Here is an 18,986-nt window from a genome sequence, read left to right as displayed (position 1 = left end):
GGAGGTTCTTAGATGCGGGTTGTAAATAGGATGGCTTCGGGCAAGTCAATAAAAAAGCCGCTCCGGGACCGGAGCGGCTTTTTGAGAAAAGGCGTTTCCGATCAGCGGCGCGGGCCGCGCGCCACGCGCTCGATCTCTTCGCGCACGAGACGCTCAACCAGGGTCGGCAGATTGTCATCCAGCCAGTCGCGCAGCATCGGGCGCAGCATATCTTCCGCGATCTCATCGAGCGAGCGACGCTGTGCGCCATCGACAACGGCAGCAAGCTCCTCAAAGGAACGGCTGACTTGAAGGCCCGCGTCATGCGAGAGCAATGCCGGCTGCTGCTCATCCTCAATGCGGCGCCGCGGTGTGTCTTCAACCATCGGCTCGGCAATGGCAGGTACGGAAACTTCTGTCGCCTGGACAACAGCGGGTCGCGGCTCCACGGCGATGGCCTGAGGCATTTCGAACGGCACTTCCACCGGCGGGCGCACAGCGACGACTTTCGGCGCAGGAGCTGAAATGGGGGCCGTAGCGGCTTCGGCAGGTTGCGAAGCCCTTGGAGCCGAAACCAGCACCTCGCCAACAGTCTCCGGCGCCTCGGTCCTCAGTTCCGCGGCCTGCCGAAATGCCGGCGGCACTTCGCGCTGCAACTGGGCAGCGTTCCGCTCCGACGCTGCTCGGACGCGCGCAGCGACATCCGCCAGAGACATGGCGCGCGGCTGCGCCTCCGGCAGAGGAGCCGAGCCTGCCGAATTGGCGGCAACGAAACGCGGATCGGGCTGAGGGACTGTTTCAGGGAATTCCACGCCAGCGTAAGTCTCGTCCACCGTCAAATGGATGTCCGAATCGCGATCATCCTCATCGCCGCCATAAACTGCCGGGAGCGAAGCGGAGAGCGCCCTGCCTGCACCCGGGTCATTGCTTTCGATGATCTGGCGGATCGACGCTAGAATTTCTTCCATTGACGGTTCACGCGCTACACTTGGCTGAGCCATATCTATCCCCGTTATTCCGAAAAACGACCGGATTGCGTGGAATGGGCATCCGAATCACCCATACCTTAGGATAGCCGATGATTGAAAAAAATCATCGCGAATCAAATGAATGCTGCCATGCACAGCTTTCTGCACGCTGGCCTGGCAACCCCGAAATTCGATGGATGGAAAAGAAAAACGGGCGCTAAAGGCGCCCGTTGAAAGTCAGTGATCGCAGCTATCGATCAGAACACGAATTCGCGCGCCTTGGCAAAACCGGGAAGCGGCTTAACAGAGGCGTTGAAGTAGACGTTTTCGGAAATCGTGCCGCGCTCGCTCACAAAAACCTTTGCACGCGCCGAACCGCCGTAACCCTGTACCGTGACCAGACGGCCGCCGTCACGAAGCTGCGACAGCAAGGAAGAAGGAACCTCCTCGACAGAACCGCTGACAAAAATGAGATCATAAGGAGCGCCTGACGGGCTGCCAGCATTGAGCGGGCCAGTGACAACAGACACGTTTGTGTAGCCGGCAAGGTTGGTCTTGGCTTCCGCCGCAAGCGTTTCGTCCTCTTCAACCGCGATCACCGTACCGGCAAGCTGCGAAAAAAGAGCCGATACGTAGCCGCTACCGGCACCGATCTCGAGTACGACATCATCCTTCGTGACCGCCGCAAGCTGGAGCAGCTTTGCAAGCGGCGACGGCTGCATCAGATAACGCGCCGGCTTGCCGGACGCTGCCGGACAGATTTCGACGTCACGATCGATATAGGCAAGCGCCTTCGCCTTCTCTGGAACGAAAGCCTCGCGCGGCACCGTGAGGAAGGCCGTCAGCACTGAATGCGAGGTGACGTCCGTCGTGCGGAGCTGGTTGTCGACCATGTTTGCGCGTGCTGATTCGAAATTCATCATGTCCTCTCGCTCGGTAGAAGCGGCTTTGTCTGGACGTCTCTTAATCTCAGCACACTGGCCTTTCAAGGCTTCGCGAATGCCTGCGGCAAGAATTCGGGGTGCGAGCATTCCCGATGCGGGCCCGCAGCCACCCTTCGTGGAACAAACGAGCGCGCTGTGATATTATTGCAACCGGAGGAACAGAGGAGGAGTAGGCCATGCTGAACATCATCGAATATCTCTCATTGTTCGACTTCTTCATCATCGCAACGCTGATCGGCATCTTCTGCTGCGGCCTTTTCGATCGTGAAACGAGCTAACTAACTGCCTTCAGGCCATTGTCAGTTTTTGTCCCGATAGTGTCGTTTCCTTGGGATTCGGCGGATGTGACATGGCAATCAAACCACTCGTGCTGGGCGGCTTCTTCATCGGCGCGCTGCTGGCGATCATACTCCTTATCCCCTTTGTGAGAGTCAGCGCCCCGAGTGTCGCGACAACTGGCGTATCACCAATGCCGTCACTGCAAAGGGTCAACTGAACTGCAAGCCGCGGCGTGGGTGACGAGTGGACCGTTGAGAAGTTCTTTTTAGGCAAGAACAAACGACGAAACCTACCTTTAAGCACCAATGTTGGCCGTCGAATGGGATCTATATCGTGTCGCGGTCGATCCCGGAGCCTCCCCAGCCCCTCCCCGATCGACAACCCGGCCGGGGCCAAAACAGCCGCGGCCGGGGCCGCTCGGTTTGCCGGTGAAGGCTACTGCAGTTCGGTTTCCTCTTCTATGTCGACGAGAATGCCGTGGCGCAACGCCTCTTCCTGCGCCTCTTTCAGTGCCTCCTCGATCAGCATGACAAGCATCTCGGCGTGGAGTTCACGCTCGGCCATCTCGCGCGCCACACTTAAAGCAAAGATCAGTTGCGGTATTTTGGTCGCCGACATCATAGGCGCTCCTCAGAATTGAGGGTGAAGCTTAGCGCCCTATCAAAAACCCGGCAATCGCCGATTTGGTCATGGAAAGCATGCACCAAATCTAACACCTTGCGGATTTTCACTATGCCGGTGGAGAAAAATGTCGTCGGAGCTTAAATTTGGAAGGAAGGCGTCCAGAAGCGTTCGACCCCGACCGCCAAGATACTCGGCAGGACCACGTAATCATGATCCGGGAGGGGGCGACCAACCTGGCCGCCCCCTCAGCATTGCTGGGACAGAAAACTTACCCCCGCCCTGTCTGCCGTGGGCAGCGAAATGGAGCTGATCAAGGAGTGGGTCCGATACCTTCAACGCCTTATCTTGTCCCCCGGCAGACCAGCAAAAAGAACATAGCTCCGTTGTAAGAGCTGTCACAGATGGACCTAGGTCCTAGTCCGATTGGAGTAAGTGGGTTGGCGAGCTCGCTGCAAATAAATTCCCGAGGATCGAAACGGCAGGAGACTTACTGCCGGCTGGCGATTGAACAGCAACCTGCAAACCCGAATAAGACGCCCGCGCCCGACTCGACTTGGCTACAGTCACTGCAGCCGAGTCACAAAATCCGACTGCAAATCAATATCTTACGGATAGAAAATCAAGATGGAGGCCTCGCCCGGAATTGAACCGGGGTACAAGGATTTGCAGTCCTCTGCGTCACCACTCCGCCACGAGGCCTCACTGCGCTTCATCACCGAAGCGTTGGCGGGCATTTAGAATGAATAGAAATTGAGTGCAAGGGGGTTATTAAAAAACCGGCAGGATTTCCAATCGATATGCCCGCCGGTTTCTATGATCAACCATTAGTATGGTGAGTGGCACTGCCGCCGCGGGCCATAATACGGCTGATAGGTGTTGTCATATGCGCGATAGGAGCGGTAACGGCTGTAACACCAATCGACGTGGGAATTGCCGACCGGGTAGGCCCGTGGCTGAGCAATCAGTCCGCCGATGATCGCGCCCGCCGCCAAGCCACCGATCAGTGCGCCGGCATCATTGTCGTAATGGCGATAGTAATCATCATGATAGTAGCGCCCACTATAATGGCCATGCCGGTAACCACCGCAACGATAGAAGCTGCAGCGGTCGTAGTTGCGGCTGTTTCTGGCGCCGGAATCTCCAAACTCGCCGCGGCTTTGAGGTGAATGCTCGTCACCCGAATTTTCAGCGAAAGACGGTCCGATGCCGGACAGGCTCGTCGCGATTGCCAATACCAGTACCGCAAGCTTCTTCATTCCAGCACCTTCTCATTTCCTGCATGTCTCGCGTCAGAAAACGCTTAGAACTTTAACGCTCAGGCAAGTCTCAAGTTCCCTGACGCCCATTGCAAATGCACGGCGGAAAAGAATCTTGGCCGGTGCAATTGTGACACTTTTATTGCAAGCCCTGCTAATTTATGACGGGCTCCTAAAAATTCTCAAACGGATGGATGGAATGCTCGGCTGGTTTCGTAAACTTCTACCGCGTGAAGACCGCTTCTTTGACCTCTTTTCCCAGCATTCCCAGACGATCGTAGGGGCGGCGGAAGCGCTGAACGAATTGCTTGCCGGCAAGGACACCGAGCGGCATTGCGATCGGATCGTCGCACTCGAAAACGATGCCGACGAGATCACCCGCGAGGTGCTACTCGCGGTTCGCCGAAGCTTCATCACGCCTTTCGACCGTGTCGATATCAAGGATCTGATCCAGTCGATGGATGACGCGATCGATATGATGCACAAGACCGTCAAGACGATCCGGCTCTTCGAGCAGACCCAATTCGATCCCCGCATGCAAGAAATGGGGGCGGCCATCGTGCAGGCTGCCCATCTCATCGGCGAGGCGATCCCCCTGCTCGACCGCATCAACGCCAATGCCCCGCGGCTCATGGCGATTGCGGAGGAGGTCACCCGCGTCGAAGGGCGCTCGGACGAGTTGCACGACCACGGCCTGAAGGAGCTTTTCCTTCGTCACGGTGCGTCAAATGCAATGGCCTACATCGTCGGCAGCGAAATCTACGGTGAACTGGAGAAGGTCGTTGATCGCTTCGAAGACGTTGCCAACGAAATCAGCGGCATCGTGATTGAGAACGTTTGATGGACGCCACCCTCGCCTTTCCGGTGCTCGCCGGCCTGATCGCGGTTGCGCTGTTCTTCGACTTCCTGAACGGCCTTCACGATGCCGCGAATTCGATCGCAACGATCGTCTCGACGCGGGTGCTCCGACCTCACTATGCAGTTGTCTGGGCAGCTTTCTTCAATTTCATTGCGTTTCTGTTCTTCGGTCTCCACGTTGCCGAAACCCTCGGTACCGGCATCATCGATCCCAATATCGTCACACCGCTGGTCATCTTTGCGGCACTGATGGGTGCGATCATCTGGAATATCGTCACCTGGATCTTCGGTATCCCGTCCAGTTCTTCGCACGCGCTGGTGGGCGGGCTGGTGGGAGCCGGCCTCGCAAAAGTCGGCTTCAGCTCAATCGTGTGGAGCGGATTGCTGAAGACAGCGAGCGCCATCGTCATGTCGCCGTTCATCGGCTTCATGTTGGCGCTCTTCCTCGTGCTTGCCGTCTCCTGGATCTTCGTTCGACAGACACCCTTCGCTGTCGATCGCACATTCCGCGTCCTGCAGTTCGTATCCGCCTCTCTCTATTCGCTTGGTCACGGCGGCAATGATGCACAGAAGACGATGGGCATCATTGCCGTGCTCCTCTATTCGCAGGGTTATCTCGGGGGAAGCTTTCACGTACCACTCTGGGTCGTGCTCTCCTGCCAGACGGCGATGGCGCTTGGGACACTCTTCGGCGGCTGGCGAATCGTCCACACCATGGGGTCGAAGATCACCCGACTGAACCCGATGCAGGGTTTCTGTGCGGAGACCGGCGGCGCGCTGACGCTCTTCGGAGCCACATGGCTCGGGATTCCAGTGTCCACGACCCACACCATCACCGGTGCGATCATAGGGGTGGGTGCTGCACGCCGCGTCTCGGCAGTCCGTTGGGGCCTGGCAGGCAACATCGTCGTTGCCTGGGTAATCACGCTTCCGGCGGCTGCGCTTATCTCGGCGCTGTTTTATTGGACCGCAGGTTTGTTCAGCTAATCAAGGGGCGGTTTCCGCCTCTTGCTCCACCAGACAGAGACTCGCCGCCGCATCCGGCGAACGAGATGCAGATCGTGCGACAGCACGATGAATCCCAGCGGGAGCATCCAGAAGCCTAAAATGGGCAAGAATCCCAAAACGCCACCCAGGATCAGCAGAATGCCGATCGTCATTCTACCGAGGCGCGACCGTGGAAGCGGAATGCTCACGGAGCCTAGAACGAGATGGCCGGTGTTGTGATTGATGCCAAATCGCTTGGCGCCCGATTTTCCAGTGGTATCATGTGCTTCAGTCATCCACAGGAGATGGGGTTATACAGAGCGAATACAAGCGGATGTCATTTTTTTGAAAAAACCGCTTGGCAAATCGGGCAAGCATTTGTATTAGGCCACTCACACCGCGGCGAGCGGTGATCCCTGGTAGCTCAGCGGTAGAGCATTCGACTGTTAATCGACAGGTCGCCGGTTCGAATCCGGCCCGGGGAGCCAGATTTAGAAGGGCTGCGCCACAAGCGCGGCCCTTTGTTTTTCCAGCGTTTGCAACGGTTTAGCGCCTTATCTTCGCGCTCGATTTATGGCTTGCCGCGCAAGCCCCTTGCGATTTCGGGTACATTTTGGGATACATTCAGGCATACATTGCACTCCCAAGCCAACAGGATGCCCGACCTCATGGCTCACGACGACATTTCCCGATACGTGGTCAAAGATCCGACCAGCGGCATCTATCGCTACTATCGCCGCGTGCCGATCGAGGTTGTTCCGCTGGACGGCCGAATCCACGTCAAGCAGTCGCTGAAGACGAAGAACCACAAGGAAGCGCTTGGCCGCGCCGAAAGCGTCCACCAGGCGATCGAGACGTTGTGGAAAGCCCTCTTGCATGGCGAGGGCAAAGAATCATCTGTCGCGCGCTATGAGGCAGCGCTGAAGGCCGCACAGTCCCTTGGCTTCACCTACAAGCCCGCCGTCGATGTCGGCGAGGTTGATCTCAAGGAATTCGAACGCCGGATCTCGGTTGCCGAAGGCGCTTTCGAAAAGTCGGAGACGATCGTGGATGCCGTCATGGGCACCGCCGCCGATCCAGCCCCTACCCTCGACGATGTCTGGAAGCTTTACGAGGAACACAACGAAGCCGGCCTGACCGGCATGTCGCCGGACCAGACGCGCAAGCACAAGAACTCGCGCATGCGGGCGATCGCCTACGCGAAGGAACAGCTTGGCGAGCATACCGAGCTTGGCAGGATCGTACGCGCTGACACGCTGCGCTATCGCAGCTGGTGGACGCAGAAGGTCAAGGACGAAAACCTGAAGGCCTACACGGCAAACCGCAGCTTCAGCGACATGCTCGGTATGCTGACGGTTATCGACGACGCACTGCAGACAAATTACAAGGAACCGTGGACGAAGATCCGGATCAAGGAAACCAACGCCAACAAGCTCGACAAGCGCCACCCCTTCTCGACCGATTGGGTTCAGAAGAAGATCCTTGCCAAGGGCGCGCTGGAAACCATGAACCTCGACGCACGCTGCATCGTCTACATCATGATCGAGACTGGCATGCGGCTTGGCGAAGTCTGCAATCTTCGGCCTCAGGATATCCGCATCAACGATGAGGTTCCGCATGTCGAGGTCGCAGAGCGCACCGATCGCCGGCAGAAGACCGATTACTCAATCCGCCGCATTCCGCTTGTCGGTATAGCCCTATGGGCTGCCAAACAATACCCGGAAGGTTTTCCGCGATACCAGGACAAGGCCGATGTCGCATCCGCCCTCATCAATAAGATGATGAAGAAAGAAGGCCTGCGGCCGGAAGGCGGCAAGCACACGCTCTATTCGTTCCGCCACACGTTTCAGGATCGCATAGAGAACGCCGGCGTCTCCGATCGGATGCAAGCTGACTTGATGGGGCACGAGTTTGGCCGGCCGGTCTACGGCGACGGCTCGGAGATGAAGCGGCGCCAGACGCTGTTGGAATCAATTAAGCTTCAGTGGAGAGACGGGTAAAATAAACTGAGCAACGGGAGTTAAGTGGAAATTTACTCGGCATGTCTACCGGTGAGGTTCATCGGGAGGCAATGAAATGAGCGAGAGCCTAAGGCGAAGAGCAGGATTTAAGAAGCACCCGCACCAAGATTGGGTTGGGCGGAAGGCAGATAGATCATTCGACATCATCTTGGAAAAAGGCGAGAAAACGCCGGGCTGGATAGCCGATGCCACTCGAAAAATCCCCGAATGGCGCCAAGATGTGAAGGACGTTTATCTGCGATGGGCGATCACAATAAATGCTATGCATGTCGCTAGAGACAGATACCGCTCCAATCCGAAAATGGCGCTGGAAACAAAGACCGTCCGAGCACCGAAAGGCGAAGCAGAGTTTGTCGTCTTAGAGACCTGGTCGGCTGCAGACACGGCGAGGAACTATGAGCTTTCAATACCACCCTTATCCGCCTTCGCGCTTACCGACCTATATGGCTTGCTAGAGGAGATCATATTTGAGCTCTACCTAATCTTTCTCAACGGCGACCCTTCCATCATTCTTAAGGGGGACGAATTCAAAGAACTTCGTCAGCTTTATCGGCAGCGGAGTGATAGTCGCGCCGCGGCGGAGGCTTGGGAGACCGCATGGGCTCAGCGGCTCGCCAATTGGCAACGAAAGCGGCTATACGACGGACTGCATAACGTATTTGCTGCTTTCTTCCGGTCTACGGGCCTGAAGAGACCAAGCTTCTTCAAAAAGAGCGATATCGATGATTGGGTAAGAACCATCGAAGCGATAGGGGAAGCGAGAAATCTTATTGTTCACGGGGTAGGAACTGTATCTGAACGGCTCCAGCTTTTGACATCAGACATCCCTACGAACATCTTCGTTTTCACCGAAGGTGAACCGCTTGAAATCAAAACGGCTCACCTGGCATTCATCGAGTGTTTTTGTGAACAGATGTTCAATGCGTTGAACACGAGCCTTTTCGAGAAAGTTTATGGGCCGATCGAAAAGCCAAACTTCGCAGAATGATGGTATCGGCGAGCATCTACCATGATTATTCAACATAAAGGACCGCAACGCGACCGCGGCTGGACCACGGATTTCAAGTCAGATCCTCATTCTGCATCGTCCTGCGCGTCCCGCGAAGGGGAATATGTCTCGGTGACTGTGCTGGATGACACAGGTCGCGTCTGCAGAATCCTCTATACTGAGGAGGAGGCTCTGAATCTTTATCGGGCAGCAGTGGGATTGAGCGCTGTTGAGCTCGATGAGGCCGTCAACGGTCGCGGCGAGCGCTATTAGCGCCCCACGTCCCTGGCGCCGTTTTCCCGGTTCTTTCCATGCGATAAAGTGTTGCCGGTGGCGCGCGACGATTCGTGGGAAAGGGCTATATGGACTACTCTGAGAACGACTCCAGGGAATTTACCCAATGGAAGCTTGACCGAGAGCAAGCTCTGGCTGCCCACGCAGAGCATCGGGCAGAGGGAGGTCGCTTCATGGAGTCGACCGTTAGCTTCGGTTTGGAGGCAATAAGGACAGCGGCCCTTGTCAACGGGGGCGCCGCGATCGCCATGATGGCATTTCTAGGCGCAACCTTTAGCAGCGAAACTGAAAGCGCCAACGTGGTTAGAACTTCGCTTTTCGCCCCCGCGTTCATCTTCGCGATCGGGGCCGTCCTTTCTGGGCTAGCTTCAGGTTTGGCATACCTGGCGCAAAGGTTTTTCTACGACGACCATGCCCTTGTCCGCTATCAGTGGCAGAAGCCTTTCGTTGATGATCTTCCTGAAGCTGCACCAGCGAGGAGACGCGGAAACTCAGCGCTTCAGCTGTGTGTCACCTGTGTTTGTCTTTCATACGGTGCTGTGCTGCTTGGTATGTACAAAGCTTGGAGCGCGCTCTCGTCGGCTATCTGATAGCACTAGCGCCCCACGTCCCGAACGACGTGGGGCTCTCGAAAGCCCGCATTTCCGGTGTTTCTTGTTCAAAGATTTCTACGTTTGTTCCAGACTTGTTCCGCGAAACTGTGCGGAAGCTGTGCGGATGGCGCCCCGTCGTATCAGGTTGTCAGTTCGCCTCCAAAGCAGAAATTATGTCGCTAGGCAAGCGTATCGTCCAGCCTCCGTCATCAATCGACCAGCCGGCAACATCCGCTTTCGCCCGCCGTGCATCCTCCCCTTCTGCCGGGATCACCGTGAGAGCATTGGCTAGCTTTGCCAAGCGGGCGAAGGCCAATTCCCTATCCTTCCCCTCGGCCACAGACATCCGGTCAGCTTCCCCCAGAAACTCCCGTCGCAGATATCTGACCGTCTCATCGTGAGGGCCAAAGACAGGCCGCGCTATTCCGATACTTGCCAGCGCGGCTATTCCGCTGAGGACGCCTCGACGCGCGAGACATGGAGAATCCGTCGCGCCGGCGCAGCCGTCGCGGTATGCATCGCTTCCCATTTCATCAGTTTCCTTAGCTTATATCCACCACTCGAAGCGGCCGAGCCAGGGCGACGCTAACCCGGCCATCTTCGTTCTTATTCGCCCCCGGCACTATCGCGAGACGACAGCGGATCATTAACTACGCTCAACCTCGGATATGCATAAAACTATGTGTGGCATCGGTGTGGCATATCGGTCAATTGCCACTTGTGTCATCCGTGGGGCATGGCCAGAGACGACTTATTTTTTAGGTTACGAATACCTGAAGAGCTGAAGCGGCGGGTGTTCGCAGCTGCGCGCGCAAACGATCGGTCGATGACTGCCGAGATCAACGCGCGCCTCGAAGGCACGTTTTCAAGTGAGGACGTAGATCCCAGCGATACTGAGCTAGTCGACATTGTCGCCGACCTTGAGCGCCTGAAGCGGCGCATCATCCAATCAAGGCAACCAAAATAGCGATGTGTTGACGGACGACGTCACGCGCATCATATGAAAGCCGTCAAGGCACACCAGCAAATGACAATCGACATGCGGCGGTCGATCCTTATGAGGAGACACGGCATGCGATTCATTCAAACACCAAACTGGAAGCCTGGCTGCATTCACTATGTCCCGAATCACGTGGACATCGTCGTGAAATGCCATGCCTGCGAAGCGGAACGCCAGTTCGATCGGAACAGCCTGCCGGCACGGTTTGAACATGCCTATATCGACGAAATCCAACCTCGGCTAAAATGCAAGACGTGCGGAGCCAAGGGCGGCGAACTGATGTTCGGGAGTGTGGAGAAGGACTCAGACGCTCTTTGAATCCGGCGACCGTGGTCCGCGTCTGCCCTTCGGGGGACGCTTTTCGCCACGCACCTGGATGTATTCTTCCTGTACCATCAGCATCTCGGCAGCAATCGCCGCAGTTACAAACGCTGCCCTCGCCTGTTCCGGGTCTCTATGCCCTTCCATGGCCTCAAGGCACATCGTTTGCGCCCGTACCCATTCCTTGCCGCGATGATCATCAGGCCAGCGATAGAGCAGGCTGTAGGCAAGATCCGCCAGCGTCATATGCCGGCGCATGTTGATGCCTTTACGCTTCTCCACGCAGACGATGCAGTCTCTGATGCTGATGTGCTCGCCAATATATTCGGACATACGCATTACCTCCGGCCGAATCAGGTGATGATTGAATCCGGCGAGTCAAGGTTTGTTTATAAGAAATCCCTAATCAGCGAAAAAATACGACATTTTACGAATATCTTTTCTATGCATGAGCGACCATCGTGGCTGCGCGTCGAGCAAAGGTTGAGCTACCGCGACGTGGGGTCGAGAGACCCGGGCCAAGGGCTGCGTGGAAACGGTCCTTGGCCAAATCTATCGGCTCGAAGCCCAGGCAAAGAGGGCCGCACCAAACTTCGTTGCAATGAAGGTCAGCGCCGACGCCCCAATCCCAACGATAGCAATGGCGCCAATACCGCGCTGTCGCCACATCTTCACGTCGTCGGTGACTGGCTTCATCTCGGACACATCTTCCTGAACGGCAGCGACATTGCCCTCAACCTTGCCGACACGCTCCGCGATCTCGTCCATGCGTCTGTGCATGGAGGCACGGCTCACGTCAGATTTTTCTTCCGATCGCCGGACCCCCTCAAGTATCATGTCGACTTTCGCCGTCAGCATGCCGAGCTCGCGATGCATCATTCCGTCTTCCGTTGGTGTCAATTCCCCGCCCCTTCAAATGCGTATTCAATGCTATTGCTTCAGTTCACGCCGTACTTGGATTTCACGCTGTCGTAAAAATTCGAGCAGCGGTCATTCTTTCCGTCTTCCGCATCAGCAGCGAACTCCCATCGGAGTTGCGTATTGCGAGGCTTCTCGGTGAGCCTCGGAAAGACCCGTGCCATCTTGGCTCGGCACTCGGCCGGTAGATCGGGGAGGTGCACGGCCGCCTGCACCCTGCCCTTCGCCTCAGCGGCTGCAGTAGCGCGGCTGTCCGTGCTCACACAGCCAGAGGAAATCAGCAGCGCTCCAATTGGGGCTATCAGTGCCAGTGTCTTCCGCAATTGCCTTCTCCAGCTTGTCTTGAGCTTCAGCGTTCGCCCGCTGGGCCGCATCAGCGCGTTTCCGGTACTCTTCGCTGATCTGAGCCGCCTCTTGGGCGCGACGGCGTTCCTCGGCGAGCTGCGAGGCGAGCACGTCGCGCTCGAACTTCGTGACCATGCCAGCCTTTGCGTCCCGCGCCGCGGCGGGATAGCCGATCGACAAGGCGTAGAGGTGATAGACCATGACGCCGACCGCGATCCCGGCGCCTATCTTGAAATAGTCGAGGATGCCGAACACTCACGCGCCCTCCAGACACATGTTGCGTTCTTCCTGGCGGCGAAGCGTAAGGCCTTTGATGGCGCGGCCACCGGCCTTGTTCCACGAGAGCATGGCATCACACGCGCCTCTGATGTCGCCAGCATTCGCCTTGCGTGCCACTGTCGAGCCACAGAAGGCGCGAGAGCCGATGTTGTAGGAAAGCGAGAGGAAGGCCACATAGGGCTTGTCGGGGATCTTGTCCGGATTGGTCAGGCAGGACCGCATATTACCTTCGAACTCGACAAGCGCATCACCGAGCATGGTCCTGCATTCTTCCATCGTGGCAGTGTCGCCCATCCTCACGCCGCGGGTCTCTCCGAAGCAGATGGTCGGGACGCCGACGACATCGCGATAAGCTCTCGTGCTGACACCTTCCTTGCCGCCGACGAAGCCGACAGCCAACGCGCCGGCGACGGTAAGGCCATAGCTGGCCTTTCTAAGTCTACTTGCCATTTTCGAAATCCTTTTGGGCAACGATGCGGGCGACGAAGGCAGCCGCCACCGTCAAGCCGGAAAGAGCGGCGAACAGCCGCGGCGGTATCGGCAGGTATCCGTCGAGGTATGGGAGAGCGAATTCGGCGCCGGAAAGCGCACCGGCAAGAAGTAGAAGACGGATGGACCAGGCGCGCAAAAGCACCCGTCGCCATTCGGCAATGAGTTTCATTTGAAAGCTCCAGATTGTTGATGATGTTGGGCCGGAAGTGCGCTGGCTGATTGCGCCTGCGGCAAAGTTGTGTTTTACAGCCCGTGGAGTGGCGACAGGCACGCTCGCTTAGCGATGTACGCGAACTAGGAGAAGACGATGGGCACACTCAAGGAACTGATCTGGGGCAAGAAGCCAAAGGCGCAGCCTTCAAAGCCTGTGTTGGTTGCCTCAACGCCAAAGCCCGCTCCGGCACCCGCACCGCAGCCAGCGCCAGCTCCAAAGCCCGCTTTCGATTGGTCCGCCTCAGAAGCCTTCCAGCAGCGCACCTATCCGACTTATGAGGCCTATACCGAGCATCAGAAGTCAAAACTGAGCAAGCTCGACCTCACGAAATACAACGTGCAATTCTCCGCAGCGCTGCAAGAACGCCTTGGGAAAGTCCTCAATGGCTTTAAGCCAGGCGGAAACGTGTTGTGCCTCGGAGCCCGCACCGGCGCCGAGTGTGAGGCATTCATCAAGCTCGGCTACTTCCCGATCGGCATTGACCTCAACCCCGGTGAGGGAAACAAGTACGTGGTGGTGGGCGACTTCCATGATCTGCAGTATGCAGACCAGTCGGTTGACATGGTCTACACCAACGCGCTCGATCACGCCTTTGATCTTGAGAAGATCATGAAAGAGGTCACGCGCGTTTTGAAGGATGACGGCCTCTTCATCGCCGAGATCGTTGACCCAGCGGTTCGCGGCCCCGGCGATTACGAGGCGATTTGGTGGAAGACGCTCGGCGATGTGATCGAACGCATCGAACGCACCGGCCTTACGGTTTGGGAAAACGAGGATTTCGAATACCCGTGGCAGGGCCGCCAGGTCATCTTTGTCAAGAATGGCAACCGCCGCAAGCTTGCAGTAGAGACCGTCGGTTCCTAAGCCTTAAAACAGTCCTCAGTCGACGTCCGTCGAGTGCTGTCTACTGCGGGCGCAAGTCCGATGGGTAGTACAGCTCTCCAGCCCGATTGTCTGCCAGCAGCGCAAACACCCTCACGTCACGCCCAACCGAGTTCGGCACCGTGAGGTGAAAACCCGGCCGGTGGCCATCGACAAATCTAATACCGGCTTCGACGGCTCGGAACTGGTAGACAGGCGCTTGGGACTGCACAAGCTGGCCGTCGACAAATACGAGCACCGCTAGAGCTGTCCGATTTCGCTCGCGATCCAGCGCCCAGCCACCGAGCTCCAGCGAACCCTCATTCCTTTTGAAATCAGACACCCAGCCTTGCCGCTCGGCGGTCATCGCCAGTGGAGCACCATTTAATCTTAGAACAGTGTTTGTGCCGTCTTGTTCGAGACTTCCGCTCCCGCCGTCATAGGCAAGCGCCGGCGGGATGATCTGGTCATAGGAGCGCGTAATCAGTGCTGCGCTAGTGATTGCCACTGCCACAAAGGCCGCGACATACCCGAAGCTTTGACGGTTGTTCCGGACGTCCCTGAACGCTGCCAGGATCGGCTTTTCGACGTATCGATATACGAGCCAACCAATCAAGACGGCCGCACCTATCAGCAGCACCGCGTAGGCCGCATGGCTTCCAACCGTGTGAGGCATGTCGGCCAACACCCGACGCAGAGCGAGGAAAATCGTTATGTGTGTCAGGTAGATCGAATAGGAGGCATTCCCGAGCTCGATCAGCCAGGACGGAAATGTGCGTTCTCCGGCCCTGATCTCCAATGCCACTGCCCCGTACACGATGAACATCGAAGCGACCCCGTACTCTGCGACACGATGCCAATCGAGGTCGACGCTCATCGTGCCGGTGGCGTTCAAGACGATCGAAGCGGCGACCCAAACAAAGCCGATGACCAGGGCCGGTACTGCGAACCTCGTTTCACGCCGAAGGGCCAGCATTCCAACAGCACATCCTCCGATGAACTGAAGGTTCAAAGGGCTGAACAAAGCAAACGCCTTCAGGGAGCCGATACCCAAGACGTGAACCGCCGCGATGGCGACCGCCCAAAGAACGAGAGCCGGCGCGAAGGCCTCCCTTCTCATGAAAAAGAAGCCCAGGAACACACAGTAGAACAGCAATTCCCACGACAGGCTCCATGCCTGAGGCACGAAGCAATTCTGGACGCCTAGGGTCAGCGAAGCAGTCTGAACGAGATTCCAGAAAGCGTCCGTTTCGACGCAATAGTTATCCTGAAGCAGACGAAAGCTTATCCAGGCGGCCGCCACCCAAACCACACAGTACACCGGCAACAGGCGGATCAAGCGCTTCCGAAGATAGGATGCAGCGCGTGATCGATCGCCGACTTCGCGATAGTGAACCCAGGTGATGATGAAGCCCGAGATTACAAAGAAGAGATTCACGCCACCATATCCGAAGAAATACAGCAGCGAAAAAAATGGGGTCTCAACCTTGTCGCCGAGGTCTATCTCAATGGCGTTGAAGTGAAAGATCACTACCACGAGGGCAGCTACGGCCCTCAGTGCCTGGATACTGTTGAGCCTGATCATCGCCACCCGCAAACTTGAAGTTTCCCCGGATTAGCCTGCGAAACAGGGAAACTGCAAGCAGGATCTCACTCCAGCACCAACTGCTTAACAGCTTCCAGCGCTTTGAACTCATGGCCCATCGGCCATTCTATAAGACGCACGTCCGCGTCTGGAGCCGCTTCCAACATCGCGATGCGAGCATTCTCTCCGTTGATTTTCGGTACTTCAAGATCATTGGTGCCCGTGTTGATGAACACGGTCGCGCGTCCATTGAAGTTTTGGAGACAGGACCGCGGCGAGCGAGCGAGATACCTCGCGTCATCAGGATCGGCCGGCGCGCTTCCGAGGACAGTCATCATATCTGTTTTCAGGTTCTGATTGCTGGTGGCCGCATAAAGAGAGGCCAGATCGTAGATCGGAACCCAGATGGATGCGCGATGCACGATATCAGGGTAGCGGCCTAGCAATAGAAGCGATGCCATGCCGCCGCCAGACGCGCCCACCAGGTAGACACGCGTGAGGCCGCTTTTGTACCGAACCTCAGATACCACACGTGCAATTCGATCCGTGCTGTCCTGACTGCCGAGTGCAGCCGCAGTGTTGTTATACCCACCGAAGTTTGGCGCTATAATGCACGAATTCTCTATATTGACGATCTCAGGGAACCCCTTGACCTGATTCAGATCAGCCGACCAGGAATGCAGGAAAAGAATGATCTTATTTGGCTTCCCATTAGTGTGGAGCAAGTATGGTTCGCCAGCAGCGTCCTGCCTTGAATAGGAAACAGATGCAAATGACGAAGGGTAGATCGCGGCGGCAGCTGCGTCGCCTGCCTTTTCGGAAGCACGCAATAACGCCAGGGTTTCCGCTGAATACATACTTGTGTTCCTTATCAGTTAGGCCAGACGATCTCGGGAAGCTCTAGCAGGAAATCATCGATCGACGGCTGCTCCCGCTCTCCAGCTTGCACCTTCGCTAGCTCGCTATAAGCGTATTGCCAGACCGCATCACGCCAAGCGACGAATGCCTGAGCCTCTGCTTTCCACGCGGGGTTTGTCGAAGCGACATAAGAGGCAAGCGAATCGCCGTTGTTGTAGCGACGGGACCTCGCTGTCTGATCAACAAGAGCTTGGACAGAGCTCTGATAATCGTCGACCGCCATAGATTCGCTTGGCGGCGCTTTCCATCCGGCTCCATCCTTTATGAACCCGGCGAATACGTCGTCGGCCACTTCGATCCAGGGCTTTTCCTGTGGCTCAAAGGAAATCGTGTCGATGACACCGTTGATAACAAGGGCTGATTTCATCAGAGCCTCCCCTTAAGCAGGACCATAGCAAAAATCTCTGCTGTTCCCTTCGTGCCAGCGACTCCAAGGCCATTCGTCGCCTTGGCCTGTTGGGAGAACATTTCGAGACGATATGATTTTCCAGCGGTCAGCAGTCCGTAGACATGCAGGTTGGAAGCGGCATAGTCGGCGGCGTTGTTGGAATAGCCGTTCACCCCGTCTGGAGAAACTGCCACGCTGTCCGTCACATTCCAGAAACGGGCTGCCAACCCTTGGCCGCCATAGCCCTGACACCATCCCCAAGCCTCACAGTCGATCGTTGCCGTGAAGACGTTGGAGGAAAGCGTCACAATATTGTCGGCATCGAGCACCTCGGTATTAAGAGTTCTCGTCTGCCAGCCGGCCGAGGATGCTCCACCTGCTGTTCCCGACGCCTTCTGATCCTGAAGGATCGCGATCTTCTGTGTCAGACCGGCGCGCTGGTACCGGGTGACGAACCAGTTTCCGGAGCCGAGAGAGACTGCAGTCAGCGTGTCATTCGCCGCGGTCAGGATGTCCTTGCCGTTGTTCGGCAGGATCAGCGAAGTCGCATTGTGCGTCAGCGTGAGAGCTGCCGCAAAACGAAGGTTCCGGACCGTGCCTGCGGGTGCCGTTCCGAAACTAGTGATCCCTGTTGTCCCAGTAATCTGGAGATTCTGAGACGACTGCGCACCGAGGTTCACGGTCGCAGCCGATGCTACGTTCGCGTAGGGCTGGAGAATGTCCAGCTTGGTTGAGATCTGCGCAGCAATCGTCGCAGCGAAATTCGGATCGTCGCCGAGAGCTGCTGCAAGCTCGTTCAAGGTATCGAGAGCGCCAGGCGCCGCATCCACCAACAAGGCGAGTACTTGAGCGACAGTTAACTTAAGCGTGGCGCCGCCCTGAAAAACCGGAATGAACGCCGTACCGAGAGCGCCTGCGGCCGGCGAGAGATTGTCGATGGTAATTCCCACGTGGTCCTCCTTAGGCGTTGGCCACCCAACCAACATAACCACCACCAGGATCGGCGGAGCGCTGGTAAATGGCCTTGATCTGGTAACGGCTGAGAGATTGCACGACGATGTTGACTTCCTTGGTCGCCGTATCATTGCCCTGCTGGACTGTGACGTCGGTAAAGCCAGTCAGAGAGGCAATCGGCTTGCGAGCGAAATTGATGTTGACAACCGCGCCGTCCGGCGCGGCCAAAGCAGATGGGGCAAGCTCATCCTCATAACTGGTGAACCCTTGAAGTTCTTCACCGCTTTGAACAAGGCGGGCCTTGTTTTTGAGGTTCGTGATCGTCGCAACGTTTGAGGGGTTGGTGACGATGCGAGCCACCAACATGTCGTCATAAACGCTGTCGAAAGCCACGTTAGCTTCCGCGAGAGCAGCTGGATTATAGCCAACGTCAGCCAGGTCCTTCAGGGCAAAGCCCGCCACCGGCGTCCAGCGAACATGGTAAGTTTTGTTGGCGGCAGTGGCAAAGTCGGATTGCACAGTCGTCACATTGAAAATGCCCCTGTGCAGAAAATTCGTACCAGCTGGCACGCGGACCTGACCGGTCGATGGAGAAATGACACCAATCCCGCCGTCCGATGTCAAAACCTCGGGAAAGATTGGAAGGCGCGCTCGAGCAGCTGCCATGAGAACGAAGTTGCTAGTGTCGCCGCCGCCCGTCGCGGCTGAGATCAGAGCCTCGATCGCCTGCAGCAATTGGGTCAGATCTCCGCTGGAAGGCGGAATACCGGCAGCATCGATAACCGCCATGATCTCGCGCTGAGGATGCTCTACCGCTGCAGCCGGCACCCGTGATCCGGACTGCGCGCCCGGTGTATTGCGATCGATGTAAGGCGCGTTTGGGTCTGCGCTGCCATAGGGAGCGTTGTACTTCATTTGTG

General features: G+C 56.9%; 24 protein-coding genes and 2 tRNA genes. 10 read left to right on the top strand and 16 right to left on the bottom strand.

Going from position 1 to position 18,986, the window contains the following annotated elements:
• Window positions 1-101 precede the first annotated feature (101 nt).
• On the bottom strand, window positions 102-980 hold the full coding sequence (locus ATY80_RS24125) for a DUF2497 domain-containing protein (RefSeq protein WP_088694830.1): 879 nt from the start codon (window positions 978-980) through the stop codon (window positions 102-104).
• A 224-nt stretch (window positions 981-1,204) separates the two neighbouring features.
• The gene (locus ATY80_RS24120; protein ID WP_189637254.1) at window positions 1,205-1,870 is read right to left on the bottom strand and encodes a protein-L-isoaspartate O-methyltransferase; all 666 of its coding nucleotides are present in this window, start codon (window positions 1,868-1,870) and stop codon (window positions 1,205-1,207) included.
• A 370-nt stretch (window positions 1,871-2,240) separates the two neighbouring features.
• Between ATY80_RS24120 and ATY80_RS29115 the strand changes: the two genes are divergently transcribed.
• On the top strand, window positions 2,241-2,387 hold the full coding sequence (locus ATY80_RS29115) for a hypothetical protein (protein WP_189637253.1): 147 nt from the start codon (window positions 2,241-2,243) through the stop codon (window positions 2,385-2,387).
• Between the two features lie 218 nt (window positions 2,388-2,605).
• Here ATY80_RS29115 and ATY80_RS24115 read toward each other — a convergent pair whose 3' ends face one another.
• The 3 genes from ATY80_RS24115 to ATY80_RS24105 form a co-directional block, all read right to left on the bottom strand.
• Window positions 2,606-2,788: a hypothetical protein gene (locus ATY80_RS24115; RefSeq protein ID WP_088694959.1), complete on the bottom strand. Its 183-nt coding sequence runs from the start codon at window positions 2,786-2,788 to the stop codon at window positions 2,606-2,608.
• Between the two features lie 631 nt (window positions 2,789-3,419).
• Window positions 3,420-3,493, bottom strand: a tRNA-Cys gene (locus tag ATY80_RS24110).
• 125 nt (window positions 3,494-3,618) lie between these two features.
• Window positions 3,619-4,050 carry a BA14K family protein gene (locus tag ATY80_RS24105; protein ID WP_088694829.1) on the bottom strand — a complete coding sequence of 144 codons (432 nt, stop codon included), beginning with the start codon at window positions 4,048-4,050 and terminating at the stop codon, window positions 3,619-3,621.
• A gap of 199 nt (window positions 4,051-4,249) precedes the next feature.
• Here ATY80_RS24105 and ATY80_RS24100 point away from each other — a divergent pair, with 199 nt between their 5' ends.
• Both ATY80_RS24100 and ATY80_RS24095 read left to right on the top strand, forming a co-directional pair.
• A complete protein-coding gene (locus ATY80_RS24100) occupies window positions 4,250-4,891 on the top strand; it encodes a DUF47 family protein (protein ID WP_088694958.1) in 642 nt (213 codons plus the stop codon).
• Window positions 4,891-5,895, top strand: coding sequence for an inorganic phosphate transporter (locus ATY80_RS24095; protein ID WP_088694828.1), 1,005 nt, complete (start codon window positions 4,891-4,893; stop codon window positions 5,893-5,895). Before ATY80_RS24100 ends, ATY80_RS24095 begins: the two co-directional genes overlap by 1 nt.
• Here ATY80_RS24095 and ATY80_RS29805 read toward each other — a convergent pair.
• A complete protein-coding gene (locus tag ATY80_RS29805) occupies window positions 5,892-6,191 on the bottom strand; it encodes a hypothetical protein (RefSeq protein WP_088694827.1) in 300 nt (99 codons plus the stop codon). The two genes, ATY80_RS24095 and ATY80_RS29805, sit on opposite strands and share 4 nt — an antisense overlap.
• 117 nt (window positions 6,192-6,308) lie before the next feature.
• Here ATY80_RS29805 and ATY80_RS24085 point away from each other — a divergent pair.
• From ATY80_RS24085 to ATY80_RS24050, 6 genes are all read left to right on the top strand, one after another.
• Window positions 6,309-6,383, top strand: a tRNA-Asn gene (locus ATY80_RS24085).
• A 180-nt stretch (window positions 6,384-6,563) separates the two neighbouring features.
• On the top strand, window positions 6,564-7,895 hold the full coding sequence (locus tag ATY80_RS24080) for a site-specific integrase (RefSeq protein WP_088694957.1): 1,332 nt from the start codon (window positions 6,564-6,566) through the stop codon (window positions 7,893-7,895).
• Window positions 7,896-7,971: 76 nt separating this feature from the next.
• Complete coding sequence (locus tag ATY80_RS24075; RefSeq protein ID WP_088694826.1) at window positions 7,972-8,904, top strand: hypothetical protein; 933 nt, start codon at window positions 7,972-7,974, stop codon at window positions 8,902-8,904.
• 467 nt (window positions 8,905-9,371) lie between these two features.
• Window positions 9,372-9,788, top strand: coding sequence for a hypothetical protein (locus tag ATY80_RS24065; RefSeq protein WP_141105587.1), 417 nt, complete (start codon window positions 9,372-9,374; stop codon window positions 9,786-9,788).
• Between the two features lie 739 nt (window positions 9,789-10,527).
• Window positions 10,528-10,758, top strand: a complete 231-nt coding sequence (locus tag ATY80_RS24055; protein WP_088694822.1) for an Arc family DNA-binding protein — start codon at window positions 10,528-10,530, stop codon at window positions 10,756-10,758.
• A 105-nt stretch (window positions 10,759-10,863) separates the two neighbouring features.
• On the top strand, window positions 10,864-11,109 hold the full coding sequence (locus ATY80_RS24050) for a hypothetical protein (RefSeq protein ID WP_088694821.1): 246 nt from the start codon (window positions 10,864-10,866) through the stop codon (window positions 11,107-11,109).
• Here the strand turns inward: ATY80_RS24050 and ATY80_RS24045 are convergent.
• From ATY80_RS24045 to ATY80_RS24025, 5 genes are all read right to left on the bottom strand, one after another.
• On the bottom strand, window positions 11,095-11,445 hold the full coding sequence (locus ATY80_RS24045) for a DUF982 domain-containing protein (RefSeq protein WP_189637252.1): 351 nt from the start codon (window positions 11,443-11,445) through the stop codon (window positions 11,095-11,097). The genes ATY80_RS24050 and ATY80_RS24045 overlap by 15 nt on opposite strands.
• Before the next feature lie 219 nt (window positions 11,446-11,664).
• Complete coding sequence (locus ATY80_RS24040) at window positions 11,665-11,988, bottom strand: DUF1515 family protein (RefSeq protein WP_088694956.1); 324 nt, start codon at window positions 11,986-11,988, stop codon at window positions 11,665-11,667.
• A gap of 270 nt (window positions 11,989-12,258) precedes the next feature.
• Window positions 12,259-12,630: a hypothetical protein gene (locus ATY80_RS28740; protein WP_141105586.1), complete on the bottom strand. Its 372-nt coding sequence runs from the start codon at window positions 12,628-12,630 to the stop codon at window positions 12,259-12,261.
• Entirely contained in the window at window positions 12,631-13,104 is a 474-nt protein-coding gene (locus ATY80_RS24030; protein WP_088694819.1) for a lysozyme, read from the bottom strand.
• Window positions 13,094-13,315, bottom strand: coding sequence for a hypothetical protein (locus tag ATY80_RS24025; protein ID WP_088694818.1), 222 nt, complete (start codon window positions 13,313-13,315; stop codon window positions 13,094-13,096). The genes ATY80_RS24030 and ATY80_RS24025 overlap by 11 nt, the downstream gene beginning before the upstream one ends.
• Window positions 13,316-13,453: 138 nt before the next feature.
• Between ATY80_RS24025 and ATY80_RS24020 the strand changes: the two genes are divergently transcribed.
• On the top strand, window positions 13,454-14,224 hold the full coding sequence (locus tag ATY80_RS24020) for a class I SAM-dependent methyltransferase (protein ID WP_088694817.1): 771 nt from the start codon (window positions 13,454-13,456) through the stop codon (window positions 14,222-14,224).
• A gap of 40 nt (window positions 14,225-14,264) precedes the next feature.
• On the opposite strand, the gene ATY80_RS24015 is transcribed toward ATY80_RS24020, so the two are convergent.
• The 5 genes from ATY80_RS24015 to ATY80_RS23995 all read right to left on the bottom strand — a co-directional run bounded on the left by ATY80_RS24015 (window position 14,265) and on the right by ATY80_RS23995 (window position 18,981).
• Window positions 14,265-15,806, bottom strand: a complete 1,542-nt coding sequence (locus tag ATY80_RS24015) for an acyltransferase (protein WP_088694816.1) — start codon at window positions 15,804-15,806, stop codon at window positions 14,265-14,267.
• A gap of 65 nt (window positions 15,807-15,871) precedes the next feature.
• Window positions 15,872-16,663, bottom strand: a complete 792-nt coding sequence (locus ATY80_RS24010) for an alpha/beta fold hydrolase (protein ID WP_088694815.1) — start codon at window positions 16,661-16,663, stop codon at window positions 15,872-15,874.
• Window positions 16,664-16,677: 14 nt separating this feature from the next.
• The gene (locus ATY80_RS24005; RefSeq protein WP_245306923.1) at window positions 16,678-17,091 is read right to left on the bottom strand and encodes a hypothetical protein; all 414 of its coding nucleotides are present in this window, start codon (window positions 17,089-17,091) and stop codon (window positions 16,678-16,680) included.
• Window positions 17,091-18,062 (bottom strand): hypothetical protein, encoded by a 972-nt coding sequence (locus tag ATY80_RS29800; RefSeq protein WP_088694814.1) that lies wholly within the window; start codon window positions 18,060-18,062, stop codon window positions 17,091-17,093. Before ATY80_RS29800 ends, ATY80_RS24005 begins: the two co-directional genes overlap by 1 nt.
• Window positions 18,063-18,072: 10 nt before the next feature.
• Window positions 18,073-18,981 (bottom strand): hypothetical protein, encoded by a 909-nt coding sequence (locus ATY80_RS23995; RefSeq protein ID WP_088694813.1) that lies wholly within the window; start codon window positions 18,979-18,981, stop codon window positions 18,073-18,075.
• Window positions 18,982-18,986 lie beyond the last annotated feature (5 nt).

This window comes from Rhizobium sp. R711 (assembly GCF_002211365.1).
In the GTDB taxonomy this organism is placed as follows: Bacteria; Pseudomonadota; Alphaproteobacteria; order Rhizobiales; family Rhizobiaceae; genus Rhizobium.
Note: the sequence above shows the minus strand (reverse complement) of the source record. Positions and strands in the feature narration are given on the sequence as shown.

Coding starts and splice junctions, on each gene's coding strand:
- ATY80_RS24100 (WP_088694958.1), top strand. CDS start 4,250: ATGCTCGGCTGGTTTCGTAAACTTCTACCGCGTGAAGACCGCTTCTTT.
- ATY80_RS24040 (WP_088694956.1), bottom strand. CDS start 11,988: ATGCATCGCGAGCTCGGCATGCTGACGGCGAAAGTCGACATGATACTT.
- ATY80_RS24075 (WP_088694826.1), top strand. CDS start 7,972: ATGAGCGAGAGCCTAAGGCGAAGAGCAGGATTTAAGAAGCACCCGCAC.
- ATY80_RS24015 (WP_088694816.1), bottom strand. CDS start 15,806: ATGATCAGGCTCAACAGTATCCAGGCACTGAGGGCCGTAGCTGCCCTC.
- ATY80_RS24065 (WP_141105587.1), top strand. CDS start 9,372: ATGGAGTCGACCGTTAGCTTCGGTTTGGAGGCAATAAGGACAGCGGCC.
- ATY80_RS24045 (WP_189637252.1), bottom strand. CDS start 11,445: ATGTCCGAATATATTGGCGAGCACATCAGCATCAGAGACTGCATCGTC.
- ATY80_RS29805 (WP_088694827.1), bottom strand. CDS start 6,191: ATGACTGAAGCACATGATACCACTGGAAAATCGGGCGCCAAGCGATTT.
- ATY80_RS29115 (WP_189637253.1), top strand. CDS start 2,241: ATGGCAATCAAACCACTCGTGCTGGGCGGCTTCTTCATCGGCGCGCTG.
- ATY80_RS24115 (WP_088694959.1), bottom strand. CDS start 2,788: ATGTCGGCGACCAAAATACCGCAACTGATCTTTGCTTTAAGTGTGGCG.
- ATY80_RS24055 (WP_088694822.1), top strand. CDS start 10,528: ATGGCCAGAGACGACTTATTTTTTAGGTTACGAATACCTGAAGAGCTG.
- ATY80_RS24095 (WP_088694828.1), top strand. CDS start 4,891: ATGGACGCCACCCTCGCCTTTCCGGTGCTCGCCGGCCTGATCGCGGTT.
- ATY80_RS24050 (WP_088694821.1), top strand. CDS start 10,864: ATGCGATTCATTCAAACACCAAACTGGAAGCCTGGCTGCATTCACTAT.
- ATY80_RS24080 (WP_088694957.1), top strand. CDS start 6,564: ATGGCTCACGACGACATTTCCCGATACGTGGTCAAAGATCCGACCAGC.
- ATY80_RS24125 (WP_088694830.1), bottom strand. CDS start 980: ATGGCTCAGCCAAGTGTAGCGCGTGAACCGTCAATGGAAGAAATTCTA.
- ATY80_RS24005 (WP_245306923.1), bottom strand. CDS start 17,091: ATGAAATCAGCCCTTGTTATCAACGGTGTCATCGACACGATTTCCTTT.
- ATY80_RS24105 (WP_088694829.1), bottom strand. CDS start 4,050: ATGAAGAAGCTTGCGGTACTGGTATTGGCAATCGCGACGAGCCTGTCC.
- ATY80_RS24020 (WP_088694817.1), top strand. CDS start 13,454: ATGGGCACACTCAAGGAACTGATCTGGGGCAAGAAGCCAAAGGCGCAG.
- ATY80_RS24025 (WP_088694818.1), bottom strand. CDS start 13,315: ATGAAACTCATTGCCGAATGGCGACGGGTGCTTTTGCGCGCCTGGTCC.
- ATY80_RS24120 (WP_189637254.1), bottom strand. CDS start 1,870: ATGATGAATTTCGAATCAGCACGCGCAAACATGGTCGACAACCAGCTC.
- ATY80_RS24030 (WP_088694819.1), bottom strand. CDS start 13,104: ATGGCAAGTAGACTTAGAAAGGCCAGCTATGGCCTTACCGTCGCCGGC.
- ATY80_RS24010 (WP_088694815.1), bottom strand. CDS start 16,663: ATGTATTCAGCGGAAACCCTGGCGTTATTGCGTGCTTCCGAAAAGGCA.
- ATY80_RS23995 (WP_088694813.1), bottom strand. CDS start 18,981: ATGAAGTACAACGCTCCCTATGGCAGCGCAGACCCAAACGCGCCTTAC.